Annotated in this window: 16 protein-coding genes; 6 read left to right on the top strand and 10 right to left on the bottom strand. The window is 66.8% G+C overall.

The genetic code is table 11. The annotated features are described in order from the left end of the window. Window positions 1-40 precede the first annotated feature (40 nt). The 10 genes from Q9Q79_RS13195 to asnS all read right to left on the bottom strand — a co-directional run bounded on the left by Q9Q79_RS13195 (window position 41) and on the right by asnS (window position 8,970). Complete coding sequence (locus Q9Q79_RS13195) at window positions 41-727, bottom strand: DUF2461 domain-containing protein (RefSeq protein ID WP_201862244.1); 687 nt, start codon at window positions 725-727, stop codon at window positions 41-43. Continuing rightward, a complete protein-coding gene (gene sbcB / locus Q9Q79_RS13190; protein ID WP_049403118.1) occupies window positions 724-2,163 on the bottom strand; it encodes an exodeoxyribonuclease I in 1,440 nt (479 codons plus the stop codon). The genes Q9Q79_RS13195 and sbcB overlap by 4 nt, the downstream gene beginning before the upstream one ends. Beyond that, window positions 2,163-3,530, bottom strand: a complete 1,368-nt coding sequence (locus Q9Q79_RS13185; RefSeq protein ID WP_012480765.1) for an NAD(P)/FAD-dependent oxidoreductase — start codon at window positions 3,528-3,530, stop codon at window positions 2,163-2,165. Before Q9Q79_RS13185 ends, sbcB begins: the two co-directional genes overlap by 1 nt. A gap of 31 nt (window positions 3,531-3,561) precedes the next feature. After that, window positions 3,562-4,836 carry a kynureninase gene (gene kynU, locus Q9Q79_RS13180; protein ID WP_012480764.1) on the bottom strand — a complete coding sequence of 425 codons (1,275 nt, stop codon included), beginning with the start codon at window positions 4,834-4,836 and terminating at the stop codon, window positions 3,562-3,564. Window positions 4,837-4,998: 162 nt separating this feature from the next. Continuing rightward, on the bottom strand, window positions 4,999-5,520 hold the full coding sequence (locus Q9Q79_RS13175; protein WP_005413911.1) for a 3-hydroxyanthranilate 3,4-dioxygenase: 522 nt from the start codon (window positions 5,518-5,520) through the stop codon (window positions 4,999-5,001). Window positions 5,521-5,540: 20 nt separating this feature from the next. Beyond that, entirely contained in the window at window positions 5,541-6,203 is a 663-nt protein-coding gene (can, locus tag Q9Q79_RS13170) for a carbonate dehydratase (RefSeq protein WP_005413910.1), read from the bottom strand. A gap of 74 nt (window positions 6,204-6,277) precedes the next feature. Further along, complete coding sequence (locus Q9Q79_RS13165; protein ID WP_201862246.1) at window positions 6,278-6,916, bottom strand: FMN-binding negative transcriptional regulator; 639 nt, start codon at window positions 6,914-6,916, stop codon at window positions 6,278-6,280. A gap of 7 nt (window positions 6,917-6,923) precedes the next feature. Further along, window positions 6,924-7,238, bottom strand: a complete 315-nt coding sequence (locus Q9Q79_RS13160; RefSeq protein ID WP_005410233.1) for a hypothetical protein — start codon at window positions 7,236-7,238, stop codon at window positions 6,924-6,926. Between the two features lie 7 nt (window positions 7,239-7,245). Next, a complete protein-coding gene (locus Q9Q79_RS13155; RefSeq protein WP_005410232.1) occupies window positions 7,246-7,545 on the bottom strand; it encodes a hypothetical protein in 300 nt (99 codons plus the stop codon). A 30-nt stretch (window positions 7,546-7,575) separates the two neighbouring features. Further along, window positions 7,576-8,970, bottom strand: coding sequence for an asparagine--tRNA ligase (asnS, locus tag Q9Q79_RS13150; protein WP_005410231.1), 1,395 nt, complete (start codon window positions 8,968-8,970; stop codon window positions 7,576-7,578). Window positions 8,971-9,098: 128 nt separating this feature from the next. Here asnS and Q9Q79_RS13145 point away from each other — a divergent pair, with 128 nt between their 5' ends. The 6 genes from Q9Q79_RS13145 to smc all read left to right on the top strand — a co-directional run bounded on the left by Q9Q79_RS13145 (window position 9,099) and on the right by smc (window position 15,272). Continuing rightward, on the top strand, window positions 9,099-9,437 hold the full coding sequence (locus Q9Q79_RS13145) for an iron-sulfur cluster assembly accessory protein (RefSeq protein ID WP_134968195.1): 339 nt from the start codon (window positions 9,099-9,101) through the stop codon (window positions 9,435-9,437). Window positions 9,438-9,503: 66 nt separating this feature from the next. Beyond that, window positions 9,504-10,046, top strand: coding sequence for a CbrC family protein (locus Q9Q79_RS13140; RefSeq protein WP_062607372.1), 543 nt, complete (start codon window positions 9,504-9,506; stop codon window positions 10,044-10,046). A 230-nt stretch (window positions 10,047-10,276) separates the two neighbouring features. Next, window positions 10,277-10,714 (top strand): 30S ribosomal protein S6, encoded by a 438-nt coding sequence (gene rpsF, locus Q9Q79_RS13135; protein WP_005410228.1) that lies wholly within the window; start codon window positions 10,277-10,279, stop codon window positions 10,712-10,714. An 11-nt stretch (window positions 10,715-10,725) separates the two neighbouring features. Next, entirely contained in the window at window positions 10,726-10,956 is a 231-nt protein-coding gene (rpsR, locus tag Q9Q79_RS13130; protein ID WP_002804494.1) for a 30S ribosomal protein S18, read from the top strand. 104 nt (window positions 10,957-11,060) lie between these two features. Further along, window positions 11,061-11,510, top strand: a complete 450-nt coding sequence (gene rplI, locus Q9Q79_RS13125; protein ID WP_005410227.1) for a 50S ribosomal protein L9 — start codon at window positions 11,061-11,063, stop codon at window positions 11,508-11,510. Window positions 11,511-11,768: 258 nt separating this feature from the next. Further along, window positions 11,769-15,272 carry a chromosome segregation protein SMC gene (smc, locus tag Q9Q79_RS13120; protein WP_099473771.1) on the top strand — a complete coding sequence of 1,168 codons (3,504 nt, stop codon included), beginning with the start codon at window positions 11,769-11,771 and terminating at the stop codon, window positions 15,270-15,272. The last annotated feature ends 33 nt before the right edge of the window (window positions 15,273-15,305 follow it).

The following is a 15,305-nucleotide window of genomic DNA, read 5'->3' as shown; positions in this document are numbered from 1 at the left end:
GCAAGTGAGGCAGCCAGTGGTGAACGGCAGGTGATGCGGCTCAGAACTCCAGGTCCAGCGCCGCGCACAGGTAGTCAACGAACGGGCCGAGCCCAGCCAGGTCCTTGCCCAGCGTGGACAGCAGGTGCGGGCCGGTCATGGTGGCATCGTCCAGCGAGCGCCACATCACCCAGTTGCGGTGCTTGAGGTCGTCGATGAACTCGAAGTCGGCCGGGAAGCCACGCGGGGGCCGCACCAGCTTTTCGCTCTCCTCGAAATCGAAGCGTTTGCGCAGGGCCGGTGCATGCGCGGCGGCCTTCCAGCTGCCCGGATTGTCGAGGATGAAGTGGCGTACGCGGCGCTGGGTTTCCGGTTCCGGATGCCACAGGCCAGCGCCGACGAAACTCTCGCCCGGCTGCAGGTGCACGTAGAACGAGGGCGCGGCCACTTCGCGGCGGCGCTCATGGAACAGGCGAGCACCCTGCCAGGTCTTGTACGGCGACTTGTCGTTGGAAAAACGCGCGTCACGATGGATGCGGAACAGCGAGCCACCGACGCCACGGGTATCGGCGCGGAAGTGCTCGCTGACCTCGGCCAGCGCCGGCTGCAGGTCGCCCAGCAGGCGCAGGAACGGCTGCCGCACGTGGTCTTCGTACTGCTGGCGGTGATCGTTGAACCAGGCCTTGTCGTTGTGCCGCGCAAGGCTGCGCAGGAACTTGAAGCTGGCGTCCGAGAAGTAAGTGCTCACAGCGTCTCCTGCAGGTGCTGGCCCCAGTCGCGCAGCGATTGCAGCAAGGCCTGGCGCCGGGTGTCATCGGGCGCTTCGGCGGCCAGTGCGTCCAGCTGCTGCTGGTACTGGGGCAGGTTGAGTTCGCCCAGGCCGCCGTCTCCGAGCAGGCGCTGGCGGCGGTAATCCTGCCAGCGCTGGCGTTCAGGCGGCGCGAGGCTGTCGGGATGATTGCGCGCGCGGTAGCGGAACAGCAGCTCCGGCAGGCGCGGGTCGCGGAAGCGACCTTCCAGCGCGGCCAGCTGCTCGGGCGCAGTGGTGCGTGCAAGCGCAAGCAGCGGCTTGTCACCGTTGCCGAGGAAGCCGTCGTACAGCGAGGCATCGACGTCGGCCACGGTGGCGGCGCGGGGTTGGTTGTAGACCTGCCGGGCTTTTTCGGCCAGCTGCGGGGCGAACGCGCGCAGGCGTTCCACCTTGGCTTCGATCGCAGCCACATCCAGGCCGAGGCGCGCGTGGTCATCGGCGCGCAGGTGGTTCCAGGCGATCAGCGCCGGCACCTTGTTCAGATGCACTTCTTTCAGAGGTACCCGTGCCGCGCCTTCGGGCAGCTCGCTGGCGCGCATGTACAGGCGCTGTGCGATCACCTCGGCCGGCAGTTCCAGCAGGTCGTCGATCTCGCCTTCCAGGTCGAACACGATCACCCGGTTGTTGATGGTCGGGTGCACGGCCAACGGCAGCACCGGTGCCGCGCACAGGCGGCTGGCCGGGTAGCGCATGGAAATGTGCAGCACCGGCTTCATCGCGGCCACGTCCAGCAGGCCGCCGACGAAGCGCTTGTCGCGCAGCTTCAGGGCGTAGTCCCACAGGCGTGGTTGCGACTGCTTGAACAGCCGCGCCATGCCGATGGTGGCGCGCACGTCGGACAGTGCTTCGTGTGCATCGCCTTCGCGCACGTGGTTGGCTTCGGCCAGATGTTCGAGCTTGAACGAGGTGGCGCCATCCTCGCGCAGCGGCCACTGTATGCCGTCCGGGCGCATCGCGCGCATCAGCCGCAGCATGTCCAGCAGGTCCCAGCGCGAATTACCGTTGCGCCACTCGCGTTCGTACGGATCGTGGAAGTTGCGGAACAGCCCGTAGCGGACGAACTCATCGTCGAAGCGCAGCGTGTTGTAGCCCAGCGCGCAGGTGCCGGGGCGCGACAGCTGCTCGTTGATGCGGTCGAAGGCCTCGGCCTCGCTGATGCCCTCGGCCAGTGCCTGCTGAGGGGTGATGCCGGTAACCAGGGTGGCCATCGGCGAGGGCAGCAGGTCATCGGCCGGGCGCACGAAGAAGCTGACCGGGGTGTCGATTTCGTTGAGATCGGCGTCGGTGCGGATGGCGGCGAACTGCGAGATGCGCGTGCGCCGCGGGTCCTGGCCGAAGGTTTCCAGATCGTAGAACAGGAAGCTGTCAGCCATCAGTGCGCGCCCTCCAGGACCGGCAGCTGCGCATGGATCTGCGCTTCCAGCGCGGCCCAGTCGATGTTGTCCAGTGAATCATGGCCGGTGGTGGCGGCCACCAGCATGTCGCGTTGCAGTTCGGTGCGGCGTAGCGCCTCGGCGTACGGCGTGTGCAGGAAGGTGACCATGGTGTAGTGCGGCACGAAGCGGGTCGGCCAGCGCCGCTGCAGTTCCTGTTCCAGTTCGCGCTGCAGCAGGAATGCAGGGTCGGCGACGCGATCGCGCATTTCCAGGTAGTTCTCCAGCGCCATCTGCTGGATGGCACGTGCATTCGGCTTGCGCTCGGCTTCGAACGCGGCGAACGCACCTTCCAGATCATCGGCCTCCATCAGGTGGCGGGCCAGCGCAACGCAGTCCTCGAACGCGCAGTTCATGCCCTGGCCGTGGAACGGCACCATCGCATGCGCGGCGTCGCCGATCAGCACGGCACGGCCCTGCTGGTGCCAGCGATCGAGCGTCAGCGTGCCAAGCAGGCCCGGCGGGTGCTGTTCCCAGTCTGCGCGCAGGTTCGGGATCAGCGGCAGGGTGTCGGCGAACTCGCGCGCGAACAGCGCCTCGGCCTGCGCGCCGGTATTGATCGTGGCGAAGCTGGGATCGCCCTGGTTGGGCAGGAACAAAGTGACGGTGAAGGTGCCTTCGTGATTGGGCAGGGCGATGCACATGTAATGGCCGCGCGGCCAGATATGCAGCGCGTTGCGCTCGATGCGGAAGCTGCCATCGTCGGCCGGCGGAATTTCCAGCTCCTTGTAGGAGTGATCGAGGAACGCGATGTCCTCGCCCAGCGGCGCCCGCCGGTTCATCGCCGCGCGCAGGGCCGAGCCTGCACCATCGGCACCGATCAGGGTGTCGAAGCGGATGTCATGCGGGCTGTCGTCGCGGTCGTCGATGAAGCGTGCGTAGCCGGCGTCGAAATCGACGGTATGCAGGCGGCGATGGAAGTGCACGGTGGCGCCGGCCTGTTCGGCCAGCTCCAGCAGCGTGGTGTTGAGGTCGCTGCGATGGATCGACCAGATCACTTCGCTGTCGTCGCGGCCATAGCGCTGCAGCTGCGGTTCGCCTTCGCGCGGATGCACCATGCGTCCGCGCATCATCACCGCGCGCGCCATGACCTCGTCTTCCACACCGGCCTGGCGCAGCGCATTGCGCCCACGCTCGGCCAGCGCCAGGTTGATCGAGCGGCCGCTCTCATAGTCGGCCACGCGTGGATCGCCACGGCGTTCGTACAGGGTGATGCGCCAGCCCTGGCGTGACAGCAGGATGGCCAGCAGCGACCCGGCGAGGCCGGCACCGATAATGCTCAACGAGCGGGAAGCATGTGCGATCAACGAACTGTCCAGCAGTAGGGGAGGGACCGGCTCAGAGGCCGGCCCAGGCTTCCACTTCCTCGACGAAGTGGTGCACGTCCAGGTAGCGGTTGTAGAGCGGGGTGGGCGAGATGCGGATCACGTCCGGCTCGCGCCAGTCGCCGAGCACGCCGATGCCGCGCAGGTGCTCGAACAGCGCACGGCCGCGCTCGCGCCCACCGATCACGCGCAATGACAGCTGGCAGCCGCGGCGCTGCGGCTCGGCCGGGGTGATGATGTCGAGCACGCCGGACAGGCGTGCACGTACAAGCGCTTCGAGCATGCCGGTCAACGCCAGCGACTTGCTGCGCAGTGCCTCCATGCCGGCGCGCTCGAACAGGTCCAGCGACGCGCGCAGCGGCGCCAGGCCGAGGATCGGCGGATTGCTGAGCTGCCAGCCTTCGGCACCGATGGCGGGGGTGAACTGCGGTGCCATCTGGAAGCGGGTGGCTTCCTCATGGCCCCACCAGCCGGCAAAGCGCGGCAGCGTGGTGTCGCGGTGATGGCGCTCGTGCACGAACGCGCCGGCCACCGCACCCGGGCCGCTGTTGAGGTATTTGTAGTGGCACCACACGGCGAAATCGGGTGCGACGTCATGCAGGCGCAGCGGCAGGTTGCCGACCGAGTGCGCCAGGTCGAAGCCGATGCGCGCGCCCTGCAGGCGGGCAGCACGGGTGATTGCATCGAGGTCGAAGGCCTGGCCGGTGCGGTACTGCACGCCGGGCCACAGCACCAGTGCAAGGCGCGGACCGTGTTCGGCGATGGCGCGCTCGATCGCGGTAAGCGAGATCGTTCCGTTGGCTTCGTCCGGTTGCACTTCCACCAGGCACTCGGCCGGGTCGAACCCGTGGAAACGGATCTGCGCTTCGACCGCGTGTCGGTCGGTCGGGAACGCACCGGCTTCCATCAGGATCACCGGGCGCTGCGCGGTCGGTCGGTAGAAGCTGACCATCATCAGGTGCAGGTTCACGCTCAGCGTGTTCATCGCCACCACTTCGCTGGGCAGTGCACCGACCACGCGGGCCAGCTGCGCGCTCACCAGGCGGTGGTAGGACAGCCACTGCGTCGGGCCGGTGAAGTGGCCTTCCACCGCCAGCTCGCCCCATTGCTTCATCACTTCCTGCACCGCGGCTTGGGCGCCACGCGGCTGCAGGCCCAGCGAGTTGCCGACGAAGTAGGTCTGCTCGCCACCGCCATGGCGCGGAATCAGGAATTCGTTACGCAGCGGGCGCAGCGGATCGGCGGCGTCCAGGGCAATGGCGTGGGTGCGGCTGAGCAGGTCGGACATGGTCGGGCAACAGGCTGCAACGGGACCGCCAGTGTAGCGCCTGGGGCATGGCCCGGTAGACGCGGCCACGCTTCGAGCGCCGCGTTTTCTGGTAGTGGCCCACCTTGGTTGGCGCGCGTGGATCCATGCGCCCATCAGGGTGGGCGCCTACCGGTGTGGGCGTCAGCCCGCCGCCGGCACCGGCAGCGGATCCACGTGCCCGCACTGGCTGCAGGTACGCAGCTCCAGGCTGGCGTGATAGCGCGCAAACACCTTGGGCAGGTCGGTCTCGATGTTCTGCAGCGGGAAGAACTCTTCGTGCAGCTTGTGGTTGCAGCGTTCGCAGTGCCAGATCACGCCGTCCTTCTCGTGCGGCAGGCGCTTGCGCTCGACCACCAGGCCGATGCCGCCGGGCGGGCGCCGCGGCGAGTGCGGCACCCTGGCCGGCAGCAGGAAGATCTCGCCGGCGCGGATCGGGATGTCGCGCACCGCGCCGTCCTCCTGCACCTTCAGCACCATCTCGCCCTCGAGCTGGTAGAACCACTCCGGGCCTTCGTCGTAGTGATAGTCGGTGCGCGAGTTCGGCCCGCCCACGACCATCACGATGAAGTCGCCGTTGTCGATCATCTTGTTGCCCACCGGCGGCTTCAGCAGGTGGCGGTTTTCTTCGATCCAGGCGTGCAGGTTGATCGGCGAGGCGAGCATGGTCGTGGTCCGTAGTGAGGTCAGTCGCGCCGGCCCTGGCGGGGCACGTAGGACAGTGCCTTTTCATAGGCTGGCTTCAGCTCTTCCGGTCCACCGACATCGATGCCCATTTCGCTGACCCGGCCGTTCTTCAGGCTGTAGACCCAGCCGTGCACCATCAGCTTCTGCCCGCGCGCCCAGGCGTCCTCGACGATGGTCGAACGGCACAGGTTGGCGACCTGCTCGATCACGTTCAGTTCGCACAGGCGCGCGTGCTTCAGCTCGTCATCCTCGATCGCATCGAGGATGCCCTGGTGCTTCTGCACCACGTCGCCGACATGGCGCAGCCAGTTGTCGGCCAGGCCGACGCGGGTATTGTGCAGGCAGGCGTGCACGCCGCCGCAGCCGTAGTGGCCGACAATCAGGATGTGCTTCACCTTCAACTGGTCCACCGCGTACTGCACCACGCTCAGGCAGTTCAGGTCGGTGTGCGCGACCACGTTGGCGACGTTGCGGTGCACGAACACTTCACCCGGGGCCATGCCGATGATCTGGTTGGCCGGCACCCGCGAGTCGGAGCAGCCGATCCACAGGTATTCCGGATGCTGCTGCTTGGACAGCTGCTGGAAGAACTCAGGGTCTTCCTTGGCGATGCGGTCGGCCCAGTCGCGGTTGTTCTGCAGCAGGCGGTGGATGTCTTTCATGTGCGGTATCCCTGGCGTCGGGTGGGGGCAAGGCGCGGCCGTTCTGGTCGCGCCGTCGCGGGAAGCTGGGGTGATCAGCCGCTGGAGGCGGACTGTTCACGGTGCCAGCGCATCCACTGCGCCAGCTCATGGGAGGACGGGGAGGCGAGCGCTTCCAGTGCGGCGATCACGGCCTGCTGGTTGGCGTCGGGATGGTTCTGGCTGAGTTTCAGCTTCAGCTGCACGTGTTCCACCAGGAAGCGGAAGCCGACGATGGCGCGCAGCTCCGGGCCGTGTTCGGCGCGCGCGGCATCGAACTGCCAGGCCTGGCCGACACTGGCTTCGAAGCGGTCGCTGATCGCGCCGACCAGTTCGGCCAGGGCATCAGCCTCGTCGAAGGTCTGCAGCTGGCCACGCAGCTCGGCAGCGGCGTAGTTCCAAGTGGGTACCCGCGCGGCGGGCTCCTTGTCCGGATACCAGCTGGCCGAGACGTAGCCGTGTGGGCCATCGACCAGTACCTTGGCCGCGCCGCTGTGGCGCGACTGCGGGTTGGCGCGGGCCCAGTGGCCGCGCAGTTCGATCTGGTCGCCGTCACGCCGGTACAGCACCGGCATCCGGGTCAGCTCCGGCAGGCCATCGCTGCCGGGGGTGAGCACGGTGACGAACGGGTCGCGCGCCAGCAGGCGGTCCAGCCAGAGCAGGTCGGTCTCGGCGAAGGCGCGCGGGGTGAACATGCAGGGGTCAGGCGCGCCCGCCCAGCGACTGGACCATGCGGCCACGCAGACCCTCGTCGCTGTCGGCCTGCGGCGGCTGCACTTCGTGCAGGCTGAAGCCGCGCACCAGTGCGTCCTCCTCGTCCAGGCCGTCGTACTCGACGAACTCGGCGTCGAACAACTGCGAACGGGCGGTGTCTTCGCTGTCGTAGCTCAGCGTGTTGCCATCGCTGTCGAGCACTTCGGCGGTGCCGGCCGGGCGAACGCGCAGGCGCGCCCAGATCAGGGTGTTGCCGAGGCTGGCCAGCCACCAGCTGTCGCGCGAGGCGGTGATGTCATTCATGGGTGTGTTACCAGAGCGAGGCCAGCCAGAGCAGGGCGGCCATGCCCAGTCCGGCCAGCAGGGTCAGCAGCGATACCCAGGCCGGTGTCGCCAGCCCGGACAGCGAGCGGTCCGGTTGCTGCCGATAGTCGCGGCGCAGCAGCCAGGCCAGGGCATCGGGCTTGAGGAAGGCGCCGCTGCCGAAGCGCGCGGCGAGCGCCGGATGGCGGTCGCGCACGTGCACCAGGGTCAGCGGCCAGAAGATCACGAAGGCACTGAACCCGGCCACTGCAACGCCGACGAAACAGAGGGCGAAGAACAGGGTCATGGGGGCAGTACCTCCGTGGTCGTATGGGGCTTAGAAGTCCGCGCTGCCCGGGGCGCGCGGGTAGGGGATCGCATCGCGGATGTTGGACAGCCCGCAGACGTAAACCACCAGGCGCTCGAAGCCCAGGCCGAAGCCGGCGTGCGGCACCGAGCCATAGCGGCGGAAATCGCGGTACCAGCTGTAGTGTTCGCGATCCAGGCCGAACTGGGCCATGCGCGCGTCCAGCACGTCCAGGCGCTCTTCGCGCTGGCTGCCGCCGATGATCTCGCCGATGCCCGGGGCCAGCACGTCCATCGCGGCAACGGTCTTGCCGTCGTCGTTCAGGCGCATGTAGAAGGCCTTGATGTGCTCCGGATAGTTGGTCACCACCACCGGGCGGCCGACGTGTTCCTCGGTCAGCCAGCGCTCGTGCTCGGTCTGCAGGTCCAGGCCCCATTCGACCGGGAAGTCGAACTTCCTGCCGGACTTCTGCAGCAGGCTGACCGCGTCGGTGTAGTCGATGCGCTCGAACGGTGCGTTGATGAAGTCTTCCAGCTTGGTGATCGCGTTCTTGTCCACGCGCTCGGCGATGAAGGCCAGGTCGTCGCTGCGCTCGTTCAGCACCGCACGGAACAGGTACTTCAGGAACTCTTCGGCCAGGCGTGCGTCTTCGGCCAGGTCGGCGAAGGCGATTTCCGGCTCGATCATCCAGAACTCCGCCAGGTGGCGGGTGGTGTGGCTGTTCTCGGCGCGGAAGGTCGGGCCGAAGGTGTAGACCTTGCTCAGCGCCAGGCAGTAGGCCTCGACGTTCAGCTGGCCGGACACGGTCAGGAAGGTTTCCTTGCCGAAGAAGTCGCGGCTGAAATCGATCGCGCCCTTCTCATCGCGCGGCAGGTTCACCATGTCCAGGGTGGACACGCGGAACATCTGGCCGGCGCCTTCGGCGTCGGAGGTGGTGATGATCGGGGTGCTGATCCAGTTGAAGCCGTTCTCGTGGAAGAAACGGTGCACGGCCTGGGCCAGGCAGTTGCGGATGCGGGTGACCGCGCCGAACAGGTTGGTGCGCGGGCGCAGGTGCGCCACTTCGCGCAGGAACTCCGGCGACATCGGCTTGGGCTGGATCGGGTAGGTGAGCGGGTCTTCGACCCAGCCGACCACTTCCACTGCACTGGCCTGGATCTCGAACGACTGGCCCTTGCCCTGCGACTTCACCAGGGTGCCGGTGGCGATGACCGAGCAGCCGCTGGTCAGGCGCTTGATCTCGTCGAAGTTGGCCAGGCTGTCGCCGGCCACGACCTGGATCGGGGCGAAGCAGGAGCCGTCGCTCACATTCACGAAGGCCAGATTCGCTGAACCGCGCACCGTGCGCACCCATCCGCGTACCGTGACTTCGCCGCCTTCCGGGATCTTCCCGGCAAGCGCATGTTCAACGCTGACCACCGTCATGACTTGAATCCTCTGCTGATCGACTCGATCTGTGAACACGGGAGTTTACCGGTTGCAGCGTTCTGCTTGCGAGGCATTTTTCGCGGCAACGGCTCCTTATAATGTCCCCGTACCTCTGGAGTAGCCCCATGGCCGTCAGCCTGACCCCCATTGCCTTCGAGCGCGTGCAGCGCTTTGTCGCCCAGACCCCCGGTGCGCTGGGCCTGCGTTTCGGCGTGACCAGGACCGGTTGCTCCGGCTGGGGCCACATCACCGACCTGGCACGCGACGAGCGCGAGGGCGATACCGTGTTCGAGCAGGACGGCGTGAAGATCTATGTCGACGCCAAGAGCCTGGCGCTGGTGGACGGCACCGTGATCGACTTCGGCAAGCACGGCCTGAGCGAGACCTTCACGTTCAGCAACCCCAATGCCACCGCCGAGTGTGGCTGCGGCGAGAGCTTCACCACCGACGCCGACAAGGCCTGACGGCCCGGCGCGTCCCGGTAGCTGCCGACCTTGGTCGGCACGCGGGGCTCGGCAGGGACCCCACGGATGGAACGACCGGCTTTTACCTATCACCCCAACGCCTACGCCCTCTCCTTCGAAGAGGTCGACGGAATCTGTGACTGCTGCGGCCAGCCGCGCACACTGCGCTACCGCGGGCCGTTCTACACCCGTCTGCGTCCGGATTACCTTTGCCCCTGGTGTATCGCCGACGGCAGGGCGGCGGCCAGCTACGAGGGTGAATTCACCGGCTGGAGTGATATCGAAGGGGGCTCGCCAGACCCGGCCGACCCGCCACCGAGCATCGCCCGTGAGCTGCTGCTGGAGATCTGCGAGCGCACCCCGGGCTACCCGTCATGGCAGCAATCGGTCTGGCTGAGCCATTGTGAACGGCCCTGCGCCTTCCTCGGTTTCGCCGGCAGCGACGATCTGCTGCCCATCCTCGACCAGGTCCGGCCCGATGTGGCGGAGGTCAATCCGCGCGACGCCGACTGGGTGCTGGCGCACCTGAGCCGGGACGGGATGATGGTCGGCTGCCTGTTCCAGTGCCTGGAATGCGGCCAGCATCGCCTTCACGTCGACCTGGGGTGAATCCAGGCGGATTCTTGGGCTGTGCGGGGCTCCGGTAGCGGCCAGCCTGGGTCGGCATGGGGGCTGCGCCCCCGGTTCAGGTTGCCCTGTGACCCGCCGGTTGCCCGGCACCCCCATCTGCGCCATAATGCGCGGCTTCCTGCCTCCCGGCGGGAATCCTTGCCCCACCGCGGTCTCAACGGCGGGGGGCTGTCCGGCCGCAAGGCCACATCCGAAAGGTAGAAAAAAACATGAGTCGTCATTACGAAATCGTGTTCATGGTCCACCCGGACCAGAGCGAGCAGGTCCCGGCCATGATCGAGCGCTACAAGTCGCTGGTCGAGAACGGCAACGGCACCATCCACCGTCTGGAAGACTGGGGCCGCCGCCAGCTGGCGTACCCGATCCAGAACCTGGTGAAGGCCCACTACGTGCTGATGAACATCGAAGCCGACCAGGCCGTTCTGAACGAACTGACCGAGAGCTTCCGCTTCAACGACGCCGTGCTGCGCAACCTGGTCATCAAGCGTGACGAGGCTGACACCGAGCAGTCGCTGATCATGAAGAGCAAGGACGAGAAGGGTGACAAGCCGGAGCGCGGTGAGCGCCGTCGTCGTGACGACGAAGAAGGCGAGTCCAACAACACCGCTGACAACGAAGCCGGCGACGACGCCGCTTCCGCCGCCTAAGGAGCCTTCCCATGTCCAAGTTCTTCCGTCGCCGCAAGTTCTGCAAGTTCACTGCTGAAGGTGTGAAGGAGATCGACTACAAGGATCTCAACACCCTGCGCCAGTACCTGACCGAGAACGGCAAGATCGTGCCGAGCCGCGTCACCGGTACCAAGTCGAAGTACCAGCGCCAGCTGGCGACCGCCGTCAAGCGCGCTCGCTTCCTGGCCCTGATCCCGTACACCGACAACCACGACGTCTGATGCCAGCGGGGCGGCCCGGCGCCGCCCCCGCTGTGCCAGCTATTCGGACAGCCTTTGTTGCGGGGCATCGCCTCGCTAACGAATAACTTATCTGGAGCAATACCATGCAGCTGATCCTCCTGCAGAAAGTCACCAACCTCGGCAACCTGGGCGACCTGGTCGACGTGAAGCCGGGCTACGGCCGTAACTTCCTCGTGCCGCAGGGCAAGGCCGTGCCGGCCACCGAGAGCAACAAGGCCGAGTTCGAAGCCAAGCGCGCCGAATACGAAGCCAAGGCCCAGGCCATCCACGCCGACGCTGAAGGCCGCAAGGCCAAGCTGGAAGGCGCGAGCGTGACCATCGCCGCCAACGCTTCGACCGAAGGCAAGCTGTACGGCTCGGTTGGCCCGCGCGACATCGCCGAGGCCTTCACCGCCGCCGGCCTGCCGCTGGAAAAGAGCGAAGTCATCCTGGGCGAAGGCGCCTTCCGCAACATCGGCGAATACGACGTGCTGGTCCACCTGCACGCCGACGTCGAGACCACCGTCAAGGTCGTCGTCGTCGCCGAAGCCTGATCCCACGCCGCAAGGCTTGGCATCACCGCAGAACGGGCGCCCGCAAGGGTGCCCGTTTTGTTTTTGGCGCCGTTCCGCGGTGTCGGGCCAGGTCCGTCCGACGGGGTGGGGGTGGACAATGTTCCACGCCCATTCGTAGAACACGTCCACATCGGTATACTCAGGGCGTCACACCCGTTCCACGGGCATCGATCCCAACAGGATCAATGGCTTGGAGGGTAAACGCAGGCCGCTTGCCGGCCCCAGTCCGGAACCCCTATGCGTCTTTCCACGATCAAGCTCTCCGGCTTCAAGTCGTTCGTCGATCCGACCACCCTGCACCTGCCGACCAACATGACCGGCGTGGTGGGGCCCAATGGCTGCGGCAAGTCGAACATCATCGACGCCGTGCGCTGGGTCATGGGCGAGAGTTCGGCCAGCCGCCTGCGTGGCGACTCGCTGACCGACGTGATCTTCTCCGGGTCCAATGCCCGCAAGCCGGTGTCGCAGGCCACGGTCGAGCTGATCTTCGACAACTCCGACCACACGATTTCCGGCGAGTACGCCTCGTTCAACGAGATCTCGGTCAAGCGCACGGTCAGCCGCGACGGCACCAGCAACTATTACCTCAACGGCACCAAGTGCCGTCGCCGCGACATCACCGATCTGTTCCTCGGCACCGGCCTGGGCCCGCGCAGCTACTCGATCATCGAGCAGGGCATGATCAGCCAGATCATCGAGGCGCGCCCGGAAGACCTGCGCGTGTACCTGGAAGAGGCAGCCGGCATCTCCAAGTACAAGGAGCGCCGCAAGGAGACCGAGACCCGCATCCGCCACACCCGTGAGAACCTGGACCGGCTGGGTGACCTGCGCGACGAGATCAGCAAGCAGCTCGAACACCTCAAGCGCCAGGCCAAGCAGGCCGAGCAGTACCAGGCCCTGCAGGAAGAGCGCCGGATCAAGGATGCCGAGTGGAAGGCGCTGGAATTCCGTGGCCTCGATGGGCGCCTGTCGAAGCTGCGCGAAGGCCTGTCGCAGGAAGAGACCAAGCTGCAGCAGCTGATCGCCGATCAGCGCGACGCAGAGGCCCGAATCGAAACCTCGCGAGTGCGTCGCGAAGAGGCCGCCGATGCGCTCAACACCGCGCAGGCGGCGGTCTATCAGGTCGGCAGCACGCTGGCCCGCCTGGAGCAGCAGATCCAGCACCAGCGCGAGCTGTCGCAGCGCCTGCACAAGGCGCGCGACGAAACCCAGCAGGCCCTGGCCGAACTGGGGCAGCACATCAGTGGCGACGAGGCCAAGCTGAGGGTGCTGCGGGAGGCGGTAGAGGCCGCCACCCCGCAGCTGGAAGAACTGCAGGAAGAAAACGAGATAAAGCAGGAAAGCCTGCGCGAGGCTGAAGACCGGCTGGCCAGCTGGCAGCAGCGCTGGGAACAGCACACCTCGCAGAGTTCGGAAGCCTCGCGCGCCGGCGACGTCGAGCGCACGCGCGTGGACTACCTGGACAAGCAGATCCTCGATGCCGACCGGCGTCGTGAAGCCTTGTCCGCCGAGCGCGCCGGGCTGGACGTGGATGCGCTGGAAGAAGCCTTCGAGCAGCTGCACCTGCAGCACGACACGCAGAAGACCGCGCTGGATGAACTGAGCGAAGACGTCGAGCTGCGCAAGCAGGGCGTGGCGGCGGTGCAGGAACAGCAGCGCAATGGCCAGAACGAACTGGCCGAACTGCGCAAGCAGGCCAATGGCCTGCGCGGTCGCCTGGCTTCGCTGGAAACCCTGCAGCAGGCTGCGCTGGGCCAGGAGCAGGGCGCCGCCGTGGCCTGGCTGAAGGCGCGTGGGCTGGACTCGGCGGCGCGTGTCGGCGAACGCCTGGATGTCGATGCCGGTTGGGAAAACGCGGTGGAAAGCGCGCTCGGCCAGTTGATCGAAGGCGTGCTGGTCGATGACCCGGCCAGCCTGGTCGACGCGCTGGGCGAACTGGGCGAGGGCCACATTGCGCTGGTCGCCAATGATGGCGCGGACCTGAAGGTTGCGCCGACCTCGCTGGCTGCACGCGTGCGTGGCCCGGCAGCGATCCGGCGCCTGCTGGCGCACCTGCACGGTGCCAGGGATCTGTCCGAGGCCAAGGTGCTGCAGGCCAGCCTTCCGGAAGGCGATTCGATCATCACCCAGAGTGGCGAGCGCCTGGGCCAGGGCTGGCTGCGTGTATCGCGCTCCGGTGCCGCCGAGCAGGGCGCGCTGCTGCGCGAACGTGAGATCCAGGAGCTGCGTGAGCAGATCGAGCAGCTGCAGGACCGCGAGGCCGAACTGGAAGAACAGCTGGCCGGCTTCCGAGAGCAGCTGCAGGCTGCCGAACAGCAGCGCGAAGACGCGCAGCGTGCGCTGTACCAGGCCCATCGTGCGGTGTCCGAACTGGCCGGCCAGCTGCAGGGCCAGCAGGGCAAGGTGGAGGCCGCGCGCACGCGCATCGATCGCATCGAAGGCGAGCTGAAGCAGCTGCAGGAAACCATTGAAGCCAACAACGAACAAGCGCGTGAAGCGCGCTCGCGGTTGGAGAACGCGGTCAGCAGCATGGGCGACCTGGAATCGACCCGGCAGCGGCTGGAGGGCGAGCGCCGCCAGTTGACCGAGGCGCGCGACCTGGCTCGCGACGCCGCCCGTGCGGTACGCGAGCGCGCGCACTCGCTGGCCCTTACCCTGGAATCGCAGCGTGCGCAGCTGGCCTCGTTGAGCCAGGCGCTGGAGCGCATGGGCACCCAGCGCGGGCAGCTGGATTCGCGCCTGGGCGAGCTGCATTCGCAGCTGGACGAAGGTGATTCGCCGGTCGAAGCGCTGCAGGCCGAGCACCAGAATGCGCTGGAAGAGCGCGTTCGGGCCGATCGCGTGCTGACCGAAGCGCGAACGCTGCTGGACGGCATCGACGCCGAGCTGCGCAACTACGAGCAGACCCGCCACCAGCGCGACGAACAGGCATTGGCCCAGCGTGAGCGTATTTCGCAGCGCAAGCTTGACCAGCAGGCGCTGGTGCTCAGCGCGGATACCCTGCAGGCGGCGGTCGAAAAGGCCGGTTTCGTGCTGCAGGACGTGCTCAATGCACTGCCCGAGGACGCCCGCCTGGGCGACTGGGAGCAGGCCGTGCACCAGATCGATGCCCGCATGCGCCGGCTGGAGCCGGTCAATCTGGCCGCGATCCACGAGTACGGCGAGGCCTCGCAGCGCTCGGACTACCTGGATTCGCAGCACGCCGACCTCACCACAGCGCTGGAAACCCTGGAAGATGCCATCCGGAAGATCGACCGCGAGACCCGCGGCCGCTTCAAGGACACTTTCGACCGTGTCAACGCCGGCGTGCAGGCGCTGTACCCGCGCCTGTTCGGTGGCGGCCACGCCTACCTGGAATTGACCGGTGAAGACCTGCTCGACACCGGCGTGACCATCATGGCGCGCCCGCCGGGCAAGCGCGTGTCCAGCATCTCGCTGCTGTCCGGCGGCGAAAAGGCGATGACCGCAGTAGCGCTGGTGTTCGCCATCTTCCAGTTGAATCCGGCACCGTTCTGCCTGCTGGACGAGGTGGACGCACCGCTGGATGAAGCCAACGTCGGTCGCCTGGCCAACATGGTCAAGGAAATGAGCGAGAAGGTGCAGTTCCTGTTCGTCAGCCACAACAAGGCGACGATGGAGGCTGCGCACCAGCTGTCGGGCGTGACCATGCGCGAACCGGGCGTCAGCCGCCTGGTCAGCGTGGACCTGGAAGAAGCCGCACGATTGGCGGGCGCGGCCTGACGTGCCATCCTAATTACCTGAATGAACTAGCCG

The sequence above is a fragment of the Stenotrophomonas sp. a6 genome (assembly GCF_030913325.1).
In the GTDB taxonomy this organism is placed as follows: Bacteria; Pseudomonadota; Gammaproteobacteria; order Xanthomonadales; family Xanthomonadaceae; genus Stenotrophomonas; species Stenotrophomonas maltophilia.
This window is presented reverse-complemented; position numbering and strand designations above follow the sequence as displayed.

Excerpts from the sequence above, each read along its gene's own strand:
- Q9Q79_RS13165 (WP_201862246.1), bottom strand. The coding sequence starts at position 6,916 with ATGTTCACCCCGCGCGCCTTCGCCGAGACCGACCTGCTCTGGCTGGAC.
- Q9Q79_RS13145 (WP_134968195.1), top strand. The coding sequence starts at position 9,099 with ATGGCCGTCAGCCTGACCCCCATTGCCTTCGAGCGCGTGCAGCGCTTT.
- rplI (WP_005410227.1), top strand. The coding sequence starts at position 11,061 with ATGCAGCTGATCCTCCTGCAGAAAGTCACCAACCTCGGCAACCTGGGC.
- Q9Q79_RS13140 (WP_062607372.1), top strand. The coding sequence starts at position 9,504 with ATGGAACGACCGGCTTTTACCTATCACCCCAACGCCTACGCCCTCTCC.
- can (WP_005413910.1), bottom strand. The coding sequence starts at position 6,203 with ATGAAAGACATCCACCGCCTGCTGCAGAACAACCGCGACTGGGCCGAC.
- Q9Q79_RS13155 (WP_005410232.1), bottom strand. The coding sequence starts at position 7,545 with ATGACCCTGTTCTTCGCCCTCTGTTTCGTCGGCGTTGCAGTGGCCGGG.
- smc (WP_099473771.1), top strand. The coding sequence starts at position 11,769 with ATGCGTCTTTCCACGATCAAGCTCTCCGGCTTCAAGTCGTTCGTCGAT.
- Q9Q79_RS13160 (WP_005410233.1), bottom strand. The coding sequence starts at position 7,238 with ATGAATGACATCACCGCCTCGCGCGACAGCTGGTGGCTGGCCAGCCTC.
- asnS (WP_005410231.1), bottom strand. The coding sequence starts at position 8,970 with ATGACGGTGGTCAGCGTTGAACATGCGCTTGCCGGGAAGATCCCGGAA.
- sbcB (WP_049403118.1), bottom strand. The coding sequence starts at position 2,163 with ATGGCTGACAGCTTCCTGTTCTACGATCTGGAAACCTTCGGCCAGGAC.
- rpsR (WP_002804494.1), top strand. The coding sequence starts at position 10,726 with ATGTCCAAGTTCTTCCGTCGCCGCAAGTTCTGCAAGTTCACTGCTGAA.
- Q9Q79_RS13175 (WP_005413911.1), bottom strand. The coding sequence starts at position 5,520 with ATGCTCGCCTCGCCGATCAACCTGCACGCCTGGATCGAAGAAAACCGC.
- kynU (WP_012480764.1), bottom strand. The coding sequence starts at position 4,836 with ATGTCCGACCTGCTCAGCCGCACCCACGCCATTGCCCTGGACGCCGCC.
- rpsF (WP_005410228.1), top strand. The coding sequence starts at position 10,277 with ATGAGTCGTCATTACGAAATCGTGTTCATGGTCCACCCGGACCAGAGC.